Annotated in this window: 11 protein-coding genes and 1 pseudogene; all 12 read left to right on the forward strand. The window is 55.2% G+C overall.

Annotation, left to right across the window (positions count from 1 at the left end):
• Nucleotides 1-146: 146 nt before the first annotated feature.
• The 12 genes and pseudogenes from DESLA_RS0109710 (at nt 147) to DESLA_RS19835 (ending at nt 16,340) form a co-directional block, all read left to right on the forward strand.
• Complete coding sequence (locus tag DESLA_RS0109710) at nt 147-2,450, forward strand: rhamnosyltransferase WsaF family glycosyltransferase (RefSeq protein WP_028572293.1); 2,304 nt, start codon at nt 147-149, stop codon at nt 2,448-2,450.
• Between the two features lie 418 nt (nt 2,451-2,868).
• A complete protein-coding gene (locus DESLA_RS0109715; protein WP_028572294.1) occupies nt 2,869-4,800 on the forward strand; it encodes an autotransporter outer membrane beta-barrel domain-containing protein in 1,932 nt (643 codons plus the stop codon).
• Between the two features lie 81 nt (nt 4,801-4,881).
• Nucleotides 4,882-5,658: a SapC family protein gene (locus DESLA_RS0109720; RefSeq protein ID WP_028572295.1), complete on the forward strand. Its 777-nt coding sequence runs from the start codon at nt 4,882-4,884 to the stop codon at nt 5,656-5,658.
• A gap of 13 nt (nt 5,659-5,671) precedes the next feature.
• A complete protein-coding gene (locus DESLA_RS23310) occupies nt 5,672-10,141 on the forward strand; it encodes an FkbM family methyltransferase (protein ID WP_051434564.1) in 4,470 nt (1,489 codons plus the stop codon).
• A gap of 192 nt (nt 10,142-10,333) precedes the next feature.
• Entirely contained in the window at nt 10,334-10,948 is a 615-nt protein-coding gene (locus DESLA_RS0109735) for a hypothetical protein (RefSeq protein WP_028572296.1), read from the forward strand.
• A 91-nt stretch (nt 10,949-11,039) separates the two neighbouring features.
• Nucleotides 11,040-12,584 carry an O-linked N-acetylglucosamine transferase, SPINDLY family protein gene (locus DESLA_RS19825; RefSeq protein WP_051434565.1) on the forward strand — a complete coding sequence of 515 codons (1,545 nt, stop codon included), beginning with the start codon at nt 11,040-11,042 and terminating at the stop codon, nt 12,582-12,584.
• A 9-nt stretch (nt 12,585-12,593) separates the two neighbouring features.
• Nucleotides 12,594-13,220: a class I SAM-dependent methyltransferase gene (locus DESLA_RS0109745; RefSeq protein ID WP_028572297.1), complete on the forward strand. Its 627-nt coding sequence runs from the start codon at nt 12,594-12,596 to the stop codon at nt 13,218-13,220.
• A gap of 102 nt (nt 13,221-13,322) precedes the next feature.
• Nucleotides 13,323-13,883, forward strand: coding sequence for a hypothetical protein (locus tag DESLA_RS0109755; protein ID WP_156932920.1), 561 nt, complete (start codon nt 13,323-13,325; stop codon nt 13,881-13,883).
• A 66-nt stretch (nt 13,884-13,949) separates the two neighbouring features.
• Nucleotides 13,950-14,246: a type II toxin-antitoxin system RelE/ParE family toxin gene (locus tag DESLA_RS0109760; RefSeq protein WP_028572300.1), complete on the forward strand. Its 297-nt coding sequence runs from the start codon at nt 13,950-13,952 to the stop codon at nt 14,244-14,246.
• A gap of 3 nt (nt 14,247-14,249) precedes the next feature.
• The gene (locus tag DESLA_RS0109765) at nt 14,250-14,555 is read left to right on the forward strand and encodes an addiction module antidote protein (protein WP_028572301.1); all 306 of its coding nucleotides are present in this window, start codon (nt 14,250-14,252) and stop codon (nt 14,553-14,555) included.
• Nucleotides 14,556-14,658: 103 nt separating this feature from the next.
• Nucleotides 14,659-15,342 (forward strand): annotated as a pseudogene (locus DESLA_RS21750) (transposase); the annotation flags it as partial.
• Nucleotides 15,343-15,389: 47 nt separating this feature from the next.
• Nucleotides 15,390-16,340: an Rpn family recombination-promoting nuclease/putative transposase gene (locus tag DESLA_RS19835; protein WP_051434566.1), complete on the forward strand. Its 951-nt coding sequence runs from the start codon at nt 15,390-15,392 to the stop codon at nt 16,338-16,340.
• Nucleotides 16,341-16,710: the final 370 nt, after the last annotated feature.

A 16,710-nucleotide genomic window follows, 5' to 3' on the forward strand; every position in this document is an offset into this window, starting at 1 on the left:
CTGGCTATCGCCCAACCACTCCGGACTTGTCAAACCTTTCACTTGACCAGTCCCCGCGGTCTGCACTACCCACACCGTCGACGGCATCGGCCTCCCCCCCGAACCGGAGGCCCGCGGTCAAACCCCCGACTCCCGGAACCACCCCCATGACCTTCCACATCATTCTCTGTACCTACAATCCCCGCCCCGAATATCTCCGGGAGCAACTGGCTTCGCTTACGGCGCAAACGCACCAGGACTGGACCTGCCACATTCTGGACGACCAGAGCGGCCCCGAATCCTTGGCCTCGACCCGGGCCGCGGCCGGAACAGACTCCCGCTTCACGCTCCATCCCGGCATGGAACGCCTGGGCGTGTTTCACAATTTCGAACGCGGGCTGACCCTGGTCCCGGATCAAACCGACCTGATCTGCTATTGCGACCAGGACGACATCTGGGAACCGGACAAACTTGAGACCCTACACAAGACGTTCGCCGATCCGGAGATCATCCTGGCCCACAGCGACCTCTGCCTTGTGGACGCCCAAGGCCGTGAAACCCACCCTTCCTGCTTCGGATACGAACACCGCAACGTGGACGGGATCACCCTGCCGGCCCTGGTCCTGCGCAATTGCGTCACCGGCTGCACCGCGGCCTTTCGTTCGGAATTGGTGCCGTATTTGCTGCCCTTTCCCGGCCAGGGCGTTCACCCGCTGTTTCACCACGACCTGTGGACCGCGCTGATCGCCATCCAGCACGGCCGCATTGCCGTCATCAAACGACCACTGGTCCGCTATCGCCAGCACGGCAACAACATCATCGGAGCGGAGCCCCGTCTCCGGCTGAACCTGGGTGCGCGCCTGCGTGACGCCGTGGGGGCCTGGCGGCTGCGTGAAACCATCATCCGGCACTTGCTGGCCCACTGTGACGCCGCCCAAAAGGCCCGCCCCAATGCTCCGGCGCCGTGTCCGTCGAATCCGGAGCTGGAGGAAATGCGCTCCTGGCTGCAGGGTCGGTTCCTCAGCCTGCCCCAGCTCCGGCTGCTGGCCGGCATGGCGTGGCGCCGGGACCCCAATTTGGGACTTGCCGGACGTATCACCTTGGGCAAGGCCGTGGCCGGCATGAGCTTCGTACCGGCCCTTTATCGGGTTTCCCGACAGGCCCTGCGCCTGCTTTGGCAGGTTTGCACGGATGCGGCGGTGCGTCACCGCGTGTTGGCCGGCATGGACCAGATCTGTTCCCCCTCCGAGATATTGGTGGCCGACGCCTCCGCGCCCCAGGACGGTCGGATCGAAACCGTGCTGCCGGTCACCTGCAGGCCCATGCGGGTCATGGGCCTGGACAACGCCCCGGGGGCCTTGAACGTGTTGGTGCCCGGCCTGGTGCCCGAGCACGTCTTCGGCGGCGTGGCCACGGCGGTCAAGCTGGCTCTGGCCTTGGCCGACCAAGGGCTGCGCATCCGCCTGGTCTCCTCCGACGGCCCTCTTGCCGCCGCGGACCGGCCGCGTATCCGCGACTTTCTGGCTCGTCGCTTCAATGTCGACCACCAGATCCTGGACCAGGTGGAAATTCTGGACGCCACGGCCTACGCCCCGGTGCACGGGCTTTCCAAAAACGACACGTTTCTGGCCACGGCCTGGTGGACCGCCGTCAAGATCCGGGAAACATCCGCCCGGCATCCCTTTGTTCAAAAACGCTTCGTCTATTTGATACAGGACTACGAACCGGGGTTTCACCCCTGGTCCGACGACTACGCCCTTGCGCAAGCCACCTACGGCTACAATTGCATCCCGGTGACGAACACCACGCTGCTGGCTGACTTTCTGGAACAAAACACCGCCCTGCGACCTGATCCGGAACTGATCCTGGGCCCAGAAATCGACTGGAGTTCGTTTCACCCGGCCTCGGCCGAAGATATTGCCGGGCGCGCCAAACGCCGTGTTTTCGTCTACGGCCGCCCCAGTGTGCCCAGAAACCTGTTTCGCACCGTCCTCGCCGGACTGGGCGGATTCATTCTGGACCAGGGCCTGGACGCCGACAAACTGGAAGTGGTCAGCGCCGGCCAACCGCACGCCCCGCTGATCTTGGAGAACGGGATCGTCATGCGCTCCCTGGGCAAACTGGACATGGCCGGGTACGCCGCCGAACTCCGCGCCTCGGACCTGGGCCTCTCCCTGATGCTTTCCCCCCACCCCAGCTACCCGCCGCTGGAAATGGCCGCATCCGGCATGGTGGTCGTGACCAACCGCTTTGCCAATAAAAACCTGGACTACACGCCCAACCTGCTGTGCTGCGAACCGGAACCCGAAGACTTGGCCCGGACCCTGGGCCATGCGTGGTCACGACTGGACGACGTCTCCACCCGGATCAACGCCAGTGGCCTCCGTCCGGACCTGGGCCGCTCCCTGGGCCAGGTGGCCGAAGCCCTGGCCCGACGACTCAAACCACCATCCTCAACACACCTTGCCTGATTTCAACCCAAAACATGTCCCGGCTCTTTGCGTCATTTTGAACGCAAAACAGAATTAATCCGCGCTGGATTTCCGAGCTTCGCGGGCATGAACCATGGCGGAAAGAGAGCCAATTAGCCCCCCCTTGACATGCTCGGCTAAACCGCCGTATTTAATTTCAATATCAAACGTCACATATCCCGAAAACACCCAACATGGCTGCTTTTTATTCATTTATTTCAGAGAATAGGGGCAAAAAAAAATATTAAAAAAACGGAGATGGCTCTCTTGCTTTTTTTAAAAGCTTCAGATAATCATGCCGCTAAGTCGCTCCAATCATGGGTGGTGAGGACGATTTTTTCCCAGTCGTGTGCAAGGGATAGTGGGCGAAAGTATTTTGTATGTTTTAGTTTTTTTCAACTTTAAAGGAGGAAGGTTTATGAGCATTCTACAGGACATGATCATGTTTGATCAAACGTACTACCTCAATCAAAACCCGGACGTGAAGGCAGCGTATCTCAGTGGACAGGTTGATCCGTGGGAACACTATGTTCTCTTCGGCGGCAAAGAACTGCGTGCCCCGAATGCCGTTTTCAACCCTGAGTACTACCTGCTCCAAAACCCTGACGTCATCCAGGCCGTGGCTTCCGGGCAATTTGCCAATGCGTTCCACCACTTCTACACCTATGGCCTGATCGAAGGTCGTGTTCCGTCCGAGGCCTACGCCGATTTCGACGCAGACACCTATCTTGCCGCGAACCCGGACGTGAAGGAAGCCATCGAATCCGGCGCGTTCGCAGGTAGCGCCTTCTTTCATTTCGTCGAGTACGGCTATGACGAAGGACGTCCTGGCGGCATTACTCCTTCGACCCCCGGTCAAACCTTCACGCTCACTACTGGTGTGGACACCGAAACCGGCACCGCCGGCAACGACATTTTCAATGCTCCCCTGGCAGGTACGGGCGTGAACACCCTGACCGATTTCGACGATCTGGACGGCGGCATGGGACGCGATACCCTCAATGCCCGGCTTGTTGATGACGTCGATAATGTCAGCCTTGCCAACATCGAAGTTCTCAATTTCCGCGCTTCAGACGATGCAACGGTTGATGCCGCCAATTTCTCCAACGTGGAAGAAATCTGGAGCGACCGCTCAACCGCTGATTTGCAGATCAACAACCTTGGCGAAGCCGTGACCATCGGTTTGAACAGAGTAGCCGATGCACAATCCTTCACTGTGGGGTACGCTGCTACAGGTATTGCTGCTGACCTTCAAAATGTTGTCATCACTGACTCCGGCGCAGAAAGCGCACCAGTAACCTTGGAGATAGTCAATCCCTCAATAGGAATGGCCATTAACTCCACCGGGACGGAAAACTTCTTGATCCTCGGGGCTAACTTGAATGTCGTCGAAAACCTTGAACTGAGTGGCGCCGCAGACTTGACCCTGTCTGGTAACGACGATTTCGTCAGCCTCAAAGATCTTGACGCCTCGGCAATGACCGGCGACCTGAGCATTGCCGTTACTGATGCTCTTATCGGGGCCACTGACGTTGAACTGGTCGGCGGTGCAGGGGACAATGACACGCTGGTCCTTGCAGATACGGCAAACGGTTTGGATGCTCTGGACTTCGACAACGTGTCCGGATTTGAAGTGCTGGGTTTCGGCTCGGATGTCACGCTTGCTGCTGACGACACACTTGACCTGGCTGACACTGGCTTCAACAATGTCGTCTTTCAGGGTGACCTTGTTGGCGGTGGATCTACGCTGGCTATCAACGGCCTTGAGTCCGGAGCGGCCATTACGTTCGAGGGAGATGTCACTAATATCAACTTGGACCTCGACATCGAAGGCACATTGACCCTGAACTTTGAAGCTGATGCAGATATCCTTGGTTTTTTTGCTGCGGATCTCGAAGTTCTGGTTCTTGCAGGTGAAGGAACTGTTGATATCGTCCTTGGCGACGGAACGGATGGGGTTGAGAGCCTGACGACCATCGACATGATTGATTTCGAAGGGATACTCAACATCGACGCTGCAGGCGCAGTGTATGGTGAAGATGTGACCATCATGATCGGCGAAGGCGTTGAGCTCAACTACACAGCCGGTGCCACCGATATTCAGGAGATCTTCCAGTTCCACGGCGACGATATCGGCGACATCACCATTGATGATTTCGTTGCCGGCGTCGGCGGCAATGCAGACCGCCTTGACTTCTCGCAGTTCGCCGCTGTCACGTCTCTGGCTAACCTGACTATTGCTTTTGATGGTACAGATTCCACCGTCGTTGCCAAAAACGACGAGTTTGATGGTACAATTACTGTAAACGGTGTCGACCTTAGTGCTGACGCAGTGAACTTCATCTTCTAAATCGTTTTTACCATAGAACGAAAAAAGGGAGGCTTCTGCCTCCCTTTTTTATGACATTCAGCCTAGCATGGGAGTCACGTCATGTTTACCAACGTCAAGAGTCTTGAACCCGCAAAGCATGGAAATCTTCGCCTTCGAGATACAACGGATTATCTCTTTGCCGCGCAAACCATGATGGCACCGGTTGTCTTTTCCGAGATTGCCGATGTGGCTCTGGAATACCCTATCACGTTTCCTTCCCGTGACGACCTTCCGCTGCAAGTGCTTCTCGGCTTTGAAAAGGGTCGCAATGCCTACGTCTCCAAAGACGGGCGCTGGCTCGCCAAATACATTCCACTGCATTTCCAACGCTACCCGTTCGCCTTGGCCAAGCGGGATGCTTTCTCCCCTGATGGGAAACAAGCCTATTCCGTTGTCTTTGACACGGATGCGCCGCAGATATCTGAAACCGTCGGTAGCCCCTTATTTGCGCCCGACGGCGAGCATAGCCCCATCCTTAGCGACAGGATGCAGTTACTTGAAAAATTTCAAAAAAGCGAAATAGCCACCCAACGCGCATTGTCGGTCATTTCCGGTTGCGGGTTGCTCAAGCCGTTCGACCTTCGCGTCCGCACCGCCACCGGCGTTGTGTCCCTGACCGGAATGCGCAGGATCGACGAAGCCATGCTCAACTCCCTTCCTGATCACAATCTTGGTGAATTGCATCGTTCCAACGCATTAGCCCTGATCTACGCCCACCTGATCTCTCTGCCGAACCTGAAGCGCGGCCCCCTTGCAGGCGAAGCTTCGGGAGTCGCCACGGAAGGGCTTGCCGGGACCCTGATCATTGGCGACGACGACATGATCCGCTTCACCTAACCCCTCGAATATAATGCCTCGAAAGAAATCACACCCCGGCAAGGCTCAAGCAACCCATCCCCTGGCCCCCGCATTGGCGGCATTTAATAAAGGCAACCTGGAACAGGCGGAACAGCTTGTCCGGGACATTTTGCGCCAAAAGCCGCAATTTCCGAAGGCATTGGATATTCTCGGAACCGTGCTGCTGGGGCAAAAACGGAACAAGGAGGCTGTCGCCCCCCTGGAAGAGGCTTGCAGGCTCATTCCCAACGATTCCGACGTTTGGGATCATCTCGGTATAGCCTATATGCGGGCCAAGGAGCACGCAAAGGCCGCCCAGGCCTTTGCGAGATGCCTGGAATTGACCCCGGAACGCGCATCCGCACTGAACAATGCCGGGTACAATTTACAGCACCTAAAAGACTATAATCAGTCTGAACTACTTATTCGCAAGGCCATTCAACTTAAACCTGACTATCCCGAGGCCCATACCAACCTTGCCATTACGTTATCCCGTCTGGGACGACGCAAGGAGGCGGAAGAATTTTTCCAGAAGGCGCTGGTTCTCAATCCGAATTCCGCGGAAACCTGGAGCAGCCTGGGAACGATGTACAAGGAGCAGGACCAGCCTCAAAAGGCCTTGAAACATTTCAAGAAAGCCGTCGAGCTGGACCCAAAACATGCCGGAGCCTGGAACAACCTGGGCGTGTTGCTCAAGGAGGCCGGGAAAGCCACAGAGGCCATCAGATGCTTCAACAAAGCGCTTGATGCCAAGCCGGACTACGCCAAAGCCCACAACAATCTCGGAGGATCATACAAGGATTTGAACATGCCTGCCAAGGGCATAGAGCATTTCCGCAAGTCCCTGGAACTTGAACCGGAGTATGTGGAGTCACACTCCAACATGGTGTTCTGCCTCAATTACCTTTCCGAAGTCTCCAGGGAAAAACTTTTTGCCGAGCATTCTGAATATAATACCCGACAAGCCTCCCGCGTCCTGCCGCTGCCCGAGGATCTCCAGCGCGACCGCGACGCACAGCGCACGTTGCACCTGGGTTTTGTCTCCGGCGATCTGCGCAACCATTCCGTGTCGTTCTTTTTGCGCCCGGTACTTGAACACCTGAACCGCGGAAAATTTGAAATCCACTGCTACTACAACAATACCAAATGGGACGAAACCACCGACGCTTTCAAGGCACTGTCGGCCGGATGGACGGATTGTAAGGAACTCAGCAGCCAAGAGCTGGCCAATAAAATCAGGCAGGACAACATCGACATCCTGTTCGATCTCAGCGGTCATACCGGCGGCCAGCAGATGTTGACCTTCGCGGCCAAACCCGCTCCCATCCAGGTGAATTGGATCGGCTACCCCAACACTACCGGCCTTGACGCGATGGATTATCGGTTCGTGGACGCCGTCACCGACCCCGTGGATGAAGCGGACAGGTTCCACACGGAAGAGCTTATTCGTCTGCCCCACGGCTTTTTATGCTACCGCCCGCCCATATCTGAACAGGAACTGCCCGTGGCGGCCTCGCCCTTTACCAGAAACGGACACGTCACCTTTGGATCATTCAACAACCTGGCCAAGGTCAGCCCGGAAAACATCAAAATGTGGGCCGGGGTGCTCAATGCCCTGCCCGAGTCCAAATTGCTCCTAAAAAGCCTGTTCGTGGCCGATGCCAAGGCCTGGACCAATATTGTGGCAAGACTCAGGGACGAAGGCGTTGATCCAAAGCGGGTTGGTATCCTCCAAAGGACACCCTCTCAGAAGGACCATCTCAGCCTGTACAACCGCGTGGACATAGCCCTGGATACCTTCCCCTATCACGGCACAACCACCACCTGCGAGGCCCTGTTCATGGGCGTGCCGGTGGTCACACTCGCCGGAGACCGCCATGCTTCCAGAGTCTCCGCCAGCCTGCTTGCACGCATCGGCCTGGATGACCTGGTGGCTGGTTCTTTGGACGAATACGTACGGATCGCCGTGGACCTGGCCAAGGATACAAGTAGGCTTTCCAGGCTGCGCTCTGAAATCCGACCCAGGTTGAACATGAGCCCCCTGCGTGATGAACCGGAATTTACCAGAACCGTTGAAAAGGCTCTGCGTAAAATGTGGGAGATATATTGCGCCGGAGAAGAGCCCAGGGTGTTTGAGGTGACTTCGGACAAGCAGTACGATTTTTCCGGGACCATCCCGATACCTGCTCAACAACCAAGCATTACAGTACCCAGCCCGGAGCAAAAGCCTATGCCCACACCTCGCAACACATACTGGGATATTAAAATTCAGGGCGATATTTCAGTCCGCGTTCCCGGGGACATCAAGCTGATGACCCCCTATGTCCTTCTTGAACAGGAAGACTGGTTCGAGGACGAAATCCACTTCGTACGCCAACTGATCAAGCCCGGAATGACCTGCCTTGACATCGGGGCCAACCACGGTGTGTACGCCCTGACCATTGCCAAGCTTTTGCACGGAGAAGGCAAGGTGCTGGCCTTTGAACCGGCCAAGGCCCCCGGCGACATGCTGGAACAGAGCATCCCGCAAAATGGCTTGCAAGATGTGCTTACCCTGATCCGCGCCGGAATGTCCGACCACGAGGGCGAGGCCCAACTCAGCATCAGCGCCAACAGCGAACTGAACACCCTCCACGGCGACGGCCCCAAGGAAACAATCCAGCTTGTGACCCTGGACAGCCTTCTCGAAGGTGATCTTCTCCAACCCAATAAACCCCACAAACCCAATAAACCTAAAGAACCCAAAATCGATTTCATCAAACTGGACGCCGAAGGCGAAGAGATCAACGTGCTCAAGGGCGGAGGGAAATTCTTTGCCCAGCACTCGCCTTTGGTGATGTTCGAGATCAAACACGGCAATACGCACAACCACGGCTTGGTCCAGGCGTTCAAAGGCCTGGGTATGGACATCTACAGGCTTATTCCCGGCCTGTGCGCCCTGGTGCCTTTTGACGAAGAAAAGCCCATGGACGGCTACCTGCTCAACCTGTTCGCATGCCGCAAGGACCGGGTACAGACGTTGCGAGAGTCTGGATTTCTCGTTGATGGACCGGACACCTCAGCAATACGTATTACAAAAAAATGGCAAGACGTGCTGGAATCACGCCCCTATGCCCAGTCTCTTTTCAAAAACTGGAAAGCTGCCGGGATGCGGAATGACGACCCGTTCTGGGGAAAATACGAGGAAGCCCTTGATTCCTACCTCTCCGGCATGGACCAGACCCTGCCCCCGGCTGAACGCTTAGTCCTGCTCAACAAAAGCCGGGAGACTTTCGCGGATCTTAGCGCCAAGGGCGACAGCCATGTTGGCACCAGCTTGGGGCTGATACGCGTTCTTTCGGACCTTGGTGAACGTCAGGAAGCCGTAAAGTTGACCAGCCAGCTGGTGCAAGCCATGGGCAAAGGGCTGCAAATAACCCTCAATCGTCCCTTCTTACCGCCCATCAATACCTTTGATGACCGCCAGGTTCAGGGCGATCTGGGCAAATGGCTGCAAGCGGCGATCTTTGAGGCCTTGGAGAAACGTCGGGCTGATTCATCTTTTCATAAACCTCAAGAGCATACCCAGATACTCAGCCAGCTTCAGAAAAATCCCAATCACAGCATTGAGATGGAGCGAAGGCTTGCTCTTTGTGCTTTAAGGTTTGGCAAGAAAATTGAGATAAGTGCGGAGAGCGCCCTTTGCCGAGAAACTGAAAGCCACAAAAATGCATGGTTCTGGCAGAAAATGGCAGCAGGCTTGAATGTCGTTCAAAGGAATGAAAAAGACTTATCAAACATCAAATTGCACATAGGCGGCAAAGAGCCAAAAAACGGGTGGAAAATTCTCAATATTTTGCCCGGAGAAAATGTAGACTTTGTAGGGGACGTTAAGGATTTGTCACTATTCTCAGACGAATCATGTTCCGAAATATATGCCAGTCATGTTCTTGAACATGTCTCTCAGCGGGATATGGTTAAAACGCTGCAAGGCATACACCGCATCCTGCAACCTGGCGGCAAGTTGATGATCAGTGTTCCGGATCTGGATGTACTTTGCCGACACTTTGTCGACCCTAAGCTCAATAGGGAGCAACGCTTTCACATAATGCGCATGATGTTCGGCGGGCAGGTGGACAATTACGATTTTCACTACATCGGTCTGAATTTTGAGATCCTACAAATGTACCTGCAACAAGCTGCTTTTAAACGAATTGAACGAGTAAAAGAATTTGGGTTATTTAATGATACAAGTTCATTTAAACCCTATGGTGAACTTATCAGCCTCAATGTTGTAGCTTTAAAATCAGGTATGAATTTAAAAAAACAAGTTTCAGGTAATGACCAAGGTCAGGTCAGGTCAGGTCAGGTCAGGTCAGGTCAGGTCAGGTCAGGTCAGGTCAGGAGCACTATGGCATTCCACATCATGTCAACTCCGCCTGTAGTGTCTAATAATACGATACACCCTTCCCAGCAAATAAAACATGTAAAATTTTTAAAATAATGCTACTCAGGACCGGCGAGCCATGCTCATTTCCCATGATCGAGCACAGAAGAGAATGGGAGAGAATGGTGCCAGGTTTATTTTTCTTGATTTTCAGACCTCCATCGAGTTCGATGACGGCATGATCAAGTTTCAGTAGGGGCGGTCGTCAAGAACGTCTTTCATCTCCATCGACGATAAACATACCCCAGCGTGACCCTCACCTATCCCAAAGCTGGCCAGCTCTCAGTGGGCTACGACCCCAAAGAAGACCGCCTGTTCCTGATCTTTCACATTCAGGACGGCGGCTTTCGTAAGGCTTTTGTATCTAGACGAATACTTGGGGCCTTGCTTGGACACATGAGCGAACAACTCGCATCAAGTCACCCAATGGCAGGCTACACGGCCCAAAGAGACGAAATGCTGCAAATGGAGCACGTAGCCTCTGTTTCCGTTCAGAACGTAGAAGCCAAACAGCCTAAACAGCCTGCGCACCCAAAACAGCCTCAGCAGGCCCTAAAGCCCCAGAAATCCCAGCAGCTGCAACAGGGCGAACAGCTGCCCACCGAATTTCCCGGTGCCTTCTACGTGACAAGCGTTCAAGTTGAGATGCAACAAGACATGCTGGTTGTTGGCTTCTCAGGGGAATGGCTGAAGGCCGAAAACCAGAAATCAGAACCCATCGCCGCATTAGGGCTTGCCCGAGCTGAGGCCCATCGGGTATTGCGGCTGTTACGGGACAAAGCTGATTCCGCTGGCTGGAACCTGGAATGGCCTGCTTTGTGGATGAAGCCTTTGGAGTATGGGAAGGCTTTGGGGGCGAATTGAAGGTTTTAACCGCAAATACGCTACATCGGGCAAACTGCGGCGGGTACTGAGGTTTGGAAACCGGTCAAGCCATAGTACCCGCACCAATCCTATGACCTTCCGCCAAGAAGCCCTTCGATTTGCCTCCAAAGCCGACTTTCCCGGCTTCCTCACGATCTGCGACAAAGCCATTGCCGAACACGCCAACGATCCCGACCAGCTTCTGGACATCGGCGCATTGCTGCTACACTTTGGCTTTCTGACCAAGGCCAGGCAGTGCTTTGAACAGGTACGCGCCATCGCTCCCAATGATCTACGCCCGGTTGTGAATCTGGCCAATATTGCCAGGGAAGCCGGGGAGCATGCCCAAGCCAGCAGGCTTTACCAATCCCTTCTGAAAGCCTTACCGGACAATCCTGTAATTCGGCGTAATGCCCTGGTCAGCCAGGAATACGATCCTTCCGTTTCAGATGTCCAACGGCTGCAAGCCGCCAAGCAGTGGGGAGAATGGGCAATAGGGCGTGCTGGTGGGCTTCGTCCGAGACCAACCATGCAGCCGTTGAAGAATCGGCCTTTGCGCGTGGGCTACGTTTCCGCTGACTTCTGCCAGCACACCGTGGGGCTGTTCGTGAAGGACGTGCTCAAAAGGCACGATCCGCAACGCATCACGGCATTTGCCTACAGTGCCGGACAGGTGGATGACTGGGTAACCAAACAGATTCGGAACGTGACTCAGTTCCGGGACGTGACCAAGCTTGATGATCAAAAACTGGCTGATTTGATCAGGCAGGACGCAATCGATGTGCTGGTGGACCTTTCCGGGCATACGGCAGGTTCACGGCTCACCACATTCGCCCATCGTCCGGCACCGGTGATGGTCAGCTGGCTGGGCTACTTCGCCACCACCGGCCTTTCCTGCATGGACGCGGTATTGCTGGACCCATGGCATGCTCCGCAAGGCATGGAGCAGAACTTTGTGGAGCGAATTATCCATTTGCCCAATGGCCGATTCTGCTATCAGCCGGTGTCCTTTGCCCCGGAAGTTGCCCCTTTGCCCTGCTTGTCTAAGGGCTATGTCACCTTCGACAGCTTCAACAATACGGCCAAATACAACCCTGACGTGTTCAGGCTTTGGGCTGATATCCTTCTGTTTGCTCCAAATTCGCGGTTGGTGCTGAAATGGCGCACCTTCCATGACGATGCCTTGCGAAATTCGGTTCTCGGCTTCTTTGAGCAGCAAGGCGTTGATCCAGGCCGAATCGAACTACGAGGACCATCCTTTCATGCCGACATGCTCGCCCAATACGCGGATATCGATATTGCCCTGGACCCGTTCCCGTTCAATGGTGGCTTGACCAGTTGTGAAGCCCTTTGGATGGGCGTGCCTGTGGTGACCTGGCCCCAGAGCCGGGTTGTGGGACGGCAGACATTTGCCTTTCTTTCGGCCATTGGATTATCTGAACTTGCCGCTGATACCACTGAGGATTATGTCAGGATCGCCGTGGACCTGGCCAATAACCATAACCGGCTGAATACGTTGCGAACCACTATGCGGGAAAGAATGAAAGCCTCGCCCTTGATGGACCTGCAAGGCTTTACCCGCCAGCTGGAACAGACGTTAATTGGCCTGTACAGGGAAATTCAGACCAAGCAGTAAAAGCCCGCTATGCCACTCAAAACCGTTCTTCACGTCGGTCCGGGCCATCCCAAATCCGGCGCAAAGTTACCCTTGGGCTTTCAAGCCGAGACATGGCAGGAAATCCGCCTGGACATCGACCCGGCCAACCAGCCGGACATCATTGGTTCCATGCAGGACATGCACGCCGTGGCCGACGCTTCAATGGATGCGGTGTACTCCGCCCACAACATCGAACACGTCCACGCCTTCGAAGTTCCCCATGTACTCCAGGAATTCCTGCGCGTGCTCAAGCCGGAAGGGTTTCTTGTGATCACCTGCCCTGACCTGCAAGCCGTCTGTGCCCTTGTTGCCCAGGACAAACTGACCGACCCTGCGTATCACTCTCCCGCCGGTCCGATCACGCCCTTGGACATCCTCTACGGCCACGGCCCAGCCCTGGCTGCCGGTCACCACTACATGGCCCACAAATGCGGCTTCACCCTCAAGTCCCTTACCCAGGCCCTGCAAGACGCCGGTTTCCAGACCATGGCCGGTAAACGCCGCCAGCAAGCGTTTTCTTTGTGGATGATCGCCTGCAAGTCGGTGATGGATGAGGCAGATATACGAAGGTTGGCCGGAGAGGGTGAAAGAATGGTGCCAGGTTTATTTTCTTGATTTTCAGACCTCCATTGAGTTCGATGACGACATGATCAAGTTTCAGTAGGGGCGGTCGTCAAGAACGTCTTTCATCTCCATCGACGGGAAACATACCCCAGCGTGACCCTCACCTACCCCAAAGCCGCAAAACTGTCCGTGGGCTACGACCCAAAAGAAGACCGCCTGTTCCTGATCTTTCATCTTCAGGACGGCGGTTTTCGTAAGGCTTTTGTATCTAGACGCATACTCGGGGTCTTGCTTGGCCACATGAGCGAACAACTCGCATCAAGTCACCCCATGGCCGGATATACGGCCCAAAGAGACGAGATGCTGCAAATGGAGCACGTGGCCTCTGTTTCAGTTCAAAGCAGCGAATCGAAATCAGACCCAGGCCAGATCAAAGCTCAATCCCTCCCCACCGAGTTCCCAGGCAGTTTCTACGTCACCGACGCCCACGTTGAACTGCAACAAGACATGCTGGTTGTCGGCTTTTCCGGTGAATGGCTGAATGATCCAAAAGCCCTGCCGGTTCCCATAGCCGCGTTAGGGCTTGGACGTTCAGAGGCTCATCGGGTACTACGGCTTTTACGGGACAAGGCTGATAGTGCTGGGTGGAATATGGAGATGCCTGCTCAGTGGTTGAAGCCGTTGGAGTATGGGAAGGCGTTGGGGGTGCATTGAAGGGGAAGCCTTCTTGCCCCGGTTTTTTACTTGACGACCTGTACTCGTTCGAATACACACAAAGCCATGTTCACGATCAAGCAGCTCCCAGAATTTGCAGATTGGTTGTTGCGTATTCGGGATACAGTGACCCGGTTGCGCCTAGCCAAGCGATTGGACAAAGCAGGGCGCGGCCTTCTGGGAGATGTAAAACCGGTTGGTGAAGGTGTATTTGAGATGCGCGAGGACTTCGGGCCTGGCTGGCGCATGTACTATGTTCAACAGGGCTCGACGTTGATCGTGATGCTAGGCGGCGGCGACAAATCAACGCAAAAAGCAGACATCGCCAAGGCCATTGAGCTTGCTGCCAACCTAGAGGACTGAGCCATGACCCAAAAGATCAGAATAGCGGACCTACCGGAGTTTGACATCACCGAGCACCTGGACAGCGAAGAAGCCATCGCTGCCTACCTGACCATGGTGATTGAAGAAAACGACCCTTCTGAACTGGCCCACGCGCTCGGCGTAGTGGCTCGGGCACGCGGCATGACCCAAGTCGCCCGGGATGCTGGGCTGGGCCGAGAGGCGCTCTATAAAGCGTTACGTCCCAATGCTCATCCTCGCTTCGAGACAGTAACCAAAGTATGTTCGGCCCTCGGAGTAAAATTGGTGGCGCAGCCGATGCACACCTGAAGCCAACTGCCCCAAAAGATCAAACTCAGTGAAAGGGAAGCCATCAAGTCAAGGCTTCCCTTTCTTTTTGCCTACCACCTGAGAAAGCCAATCACCTTCGCCTTCCACCAAGCCCATCACCGAGCGTTACAAGCTGCTCTACGGCAAGGAATCCAGGATCATCCCCTGCCAGATCGACGACTTCCGCAACCGCCTGACCAGCCTCGGGGACTTTGTGAAGGACATCAAGCAGGGGTTCACCAAGGCCTACAACAAGCGCAAGAAACGCTGGGGGACGTTCTGGGGAGAGCGCTTCAAGAGCGTGATCGTCCAGGAAGGGGAAACGCTTGTGAACCTGCTGGCCTACGTGGACCTCAACCCAATCCGCGCCGGTATCGTGGACAAGCCCGAGGACTACCGCTGGAGCACCCTGGGCTACCTGGTGCAGCGCGGCAACAAGGACGGCCTGATCGATCTGAACCTGGGCATGCACGAATGGAACGAGTTCAATCCCACTGAGATTATTCGCAAATACCGTGAATTCGTCTACGAAACCGGAGCCATGGATGCAGGCAAAGGCAAGCGCCTTGATCCCGAACTGGTCAAGCAGGAACGCAAGAAAGGCTTCCGCCTCAGCCGAACAGACGTATTCCGCCACCGCTGCCGCTACTTCTCTGATTCCGGGATCATCGGGTCCAAAGAGTTCGTGGCCGAGGTGGATTCAAAGGATGAGAGGAGGTTTACGCCGGTTGGCGGGGTGGAGGGGGTGTACTCGATGAAACGGCTTGCCGGTGCGGTTGGCGGGTAGACTGAAAGCCTTGCCTTGCACCAACCTCTGCCCTACGATCCGCACCCATGAGCGAGATCAACAAGAAACACGACACTTTCTTCCGGGAAACCATGAGCCACAAGGAGGTCGCCGCAGACTTCCTGGCCAACTACCTTCCGGCAAAGGTCTTGGAGCATATTCAGCTGGACACGCTGACCATTACCAAAGACTCATTCGTAGACAAGAAGCAGGCCGAGCACTATTCCGATTTGCTCTACCAAGTCATGCTCAGCACCGGCCAGCCCGGATTCATCTATTTCCTGTTCGAGCACAAAAGCTACCCGGATCGGTTCGTGGTACTCCAACTGCTCCGGTATATCATTGAAATATGGGAACTCTACCTCAAACAGAACCCTCAAGCCAAAACCCTGCCCCTGATCATCCCGATCGTGGTCTACCACGGCAAACCCAAGGGCCAGGCCGTCCGACTTTCCGACCTGGTGGACATTCCCGATCCGGAACTGTCCGCATATGTTCCAAACTTCGACCTCGCCTTCTACGACTTCTCCCCGGAAACCGACGAAGCCATCAAAGGCGCGATTCTCAACAAACTGATTCTGCTCTGCCTCCAGGCCAAGAACACCCCGGGGGACGTCAAGAAGGTCTGGGAGATCATCGCCCTGGTGGTCCAAATGGACGAGAATGCAACGTCCATGCACTGGCTGGAGAAGATTTTCCGATACGTGCTCACGGCTATGGACATTGAACCCGAAGAAATGCAAGATATGTTCATGAAAAGCCTTACAGAAAGGAAAGGAGGCATGTTTATGACTGTAGCTGAAAGACTTGAACTGCGTGGTGAGATTGCAGCAAGCACAAGAATTGTCCAGAGGCTCATCACAAAACGCTTCGGCAAAAGCATCACGGACATGGACGTTCAGGAACGCCTACGAAAGGCCACGCCCGAACAACTCGACCTTTGGGCCGAAAGAATCCTGGACGCCAAGAATGTTGACGAGGTGTTCAAGGACAACTGAAGCCGGTTGGCCGATTTGACAGAACTCAGTGAAAGGGGAGCCATCAAGCTTCCCTTTCTTTTTGCCTGTAACCTGAGAAAGCCAATCACCTTCACCTTTCTTTCAAACCCTGCCCTTCTGCCGAACCGGCAATAACCCATCCTCTTCTGCTTCCCTTCTGAGAACGATCCCCTCATTTGCCTTGTGCGGGCCTTTGGTGGCCTTCCTGCCCGCCTGCTCAGCCCTGATCGGCCTTCCGTCTACCACGTCGTTTCCCGTACCACCTTACCCGGACTTCCCCTATCCGACGCCGACAAGGACCACCTGGTTCATCTGCTCCAGAAATTCGCCGGCATGTTCTTCGAGGACGTGCTGGGCTATTGCATGATGG

It is taken from the genome of Desulfonatronum lacustre DSM 10312 (genome assembly GCF_000519265.1).
In the GTDB taxonomy this organism is placed as follows: Bacteria; Desulfobacterota; Desulfovibrionia; order Desulfovibrionales; family Desulfonatronaceae; genus Desulfonatronum; species Desulfonatronum lacustre.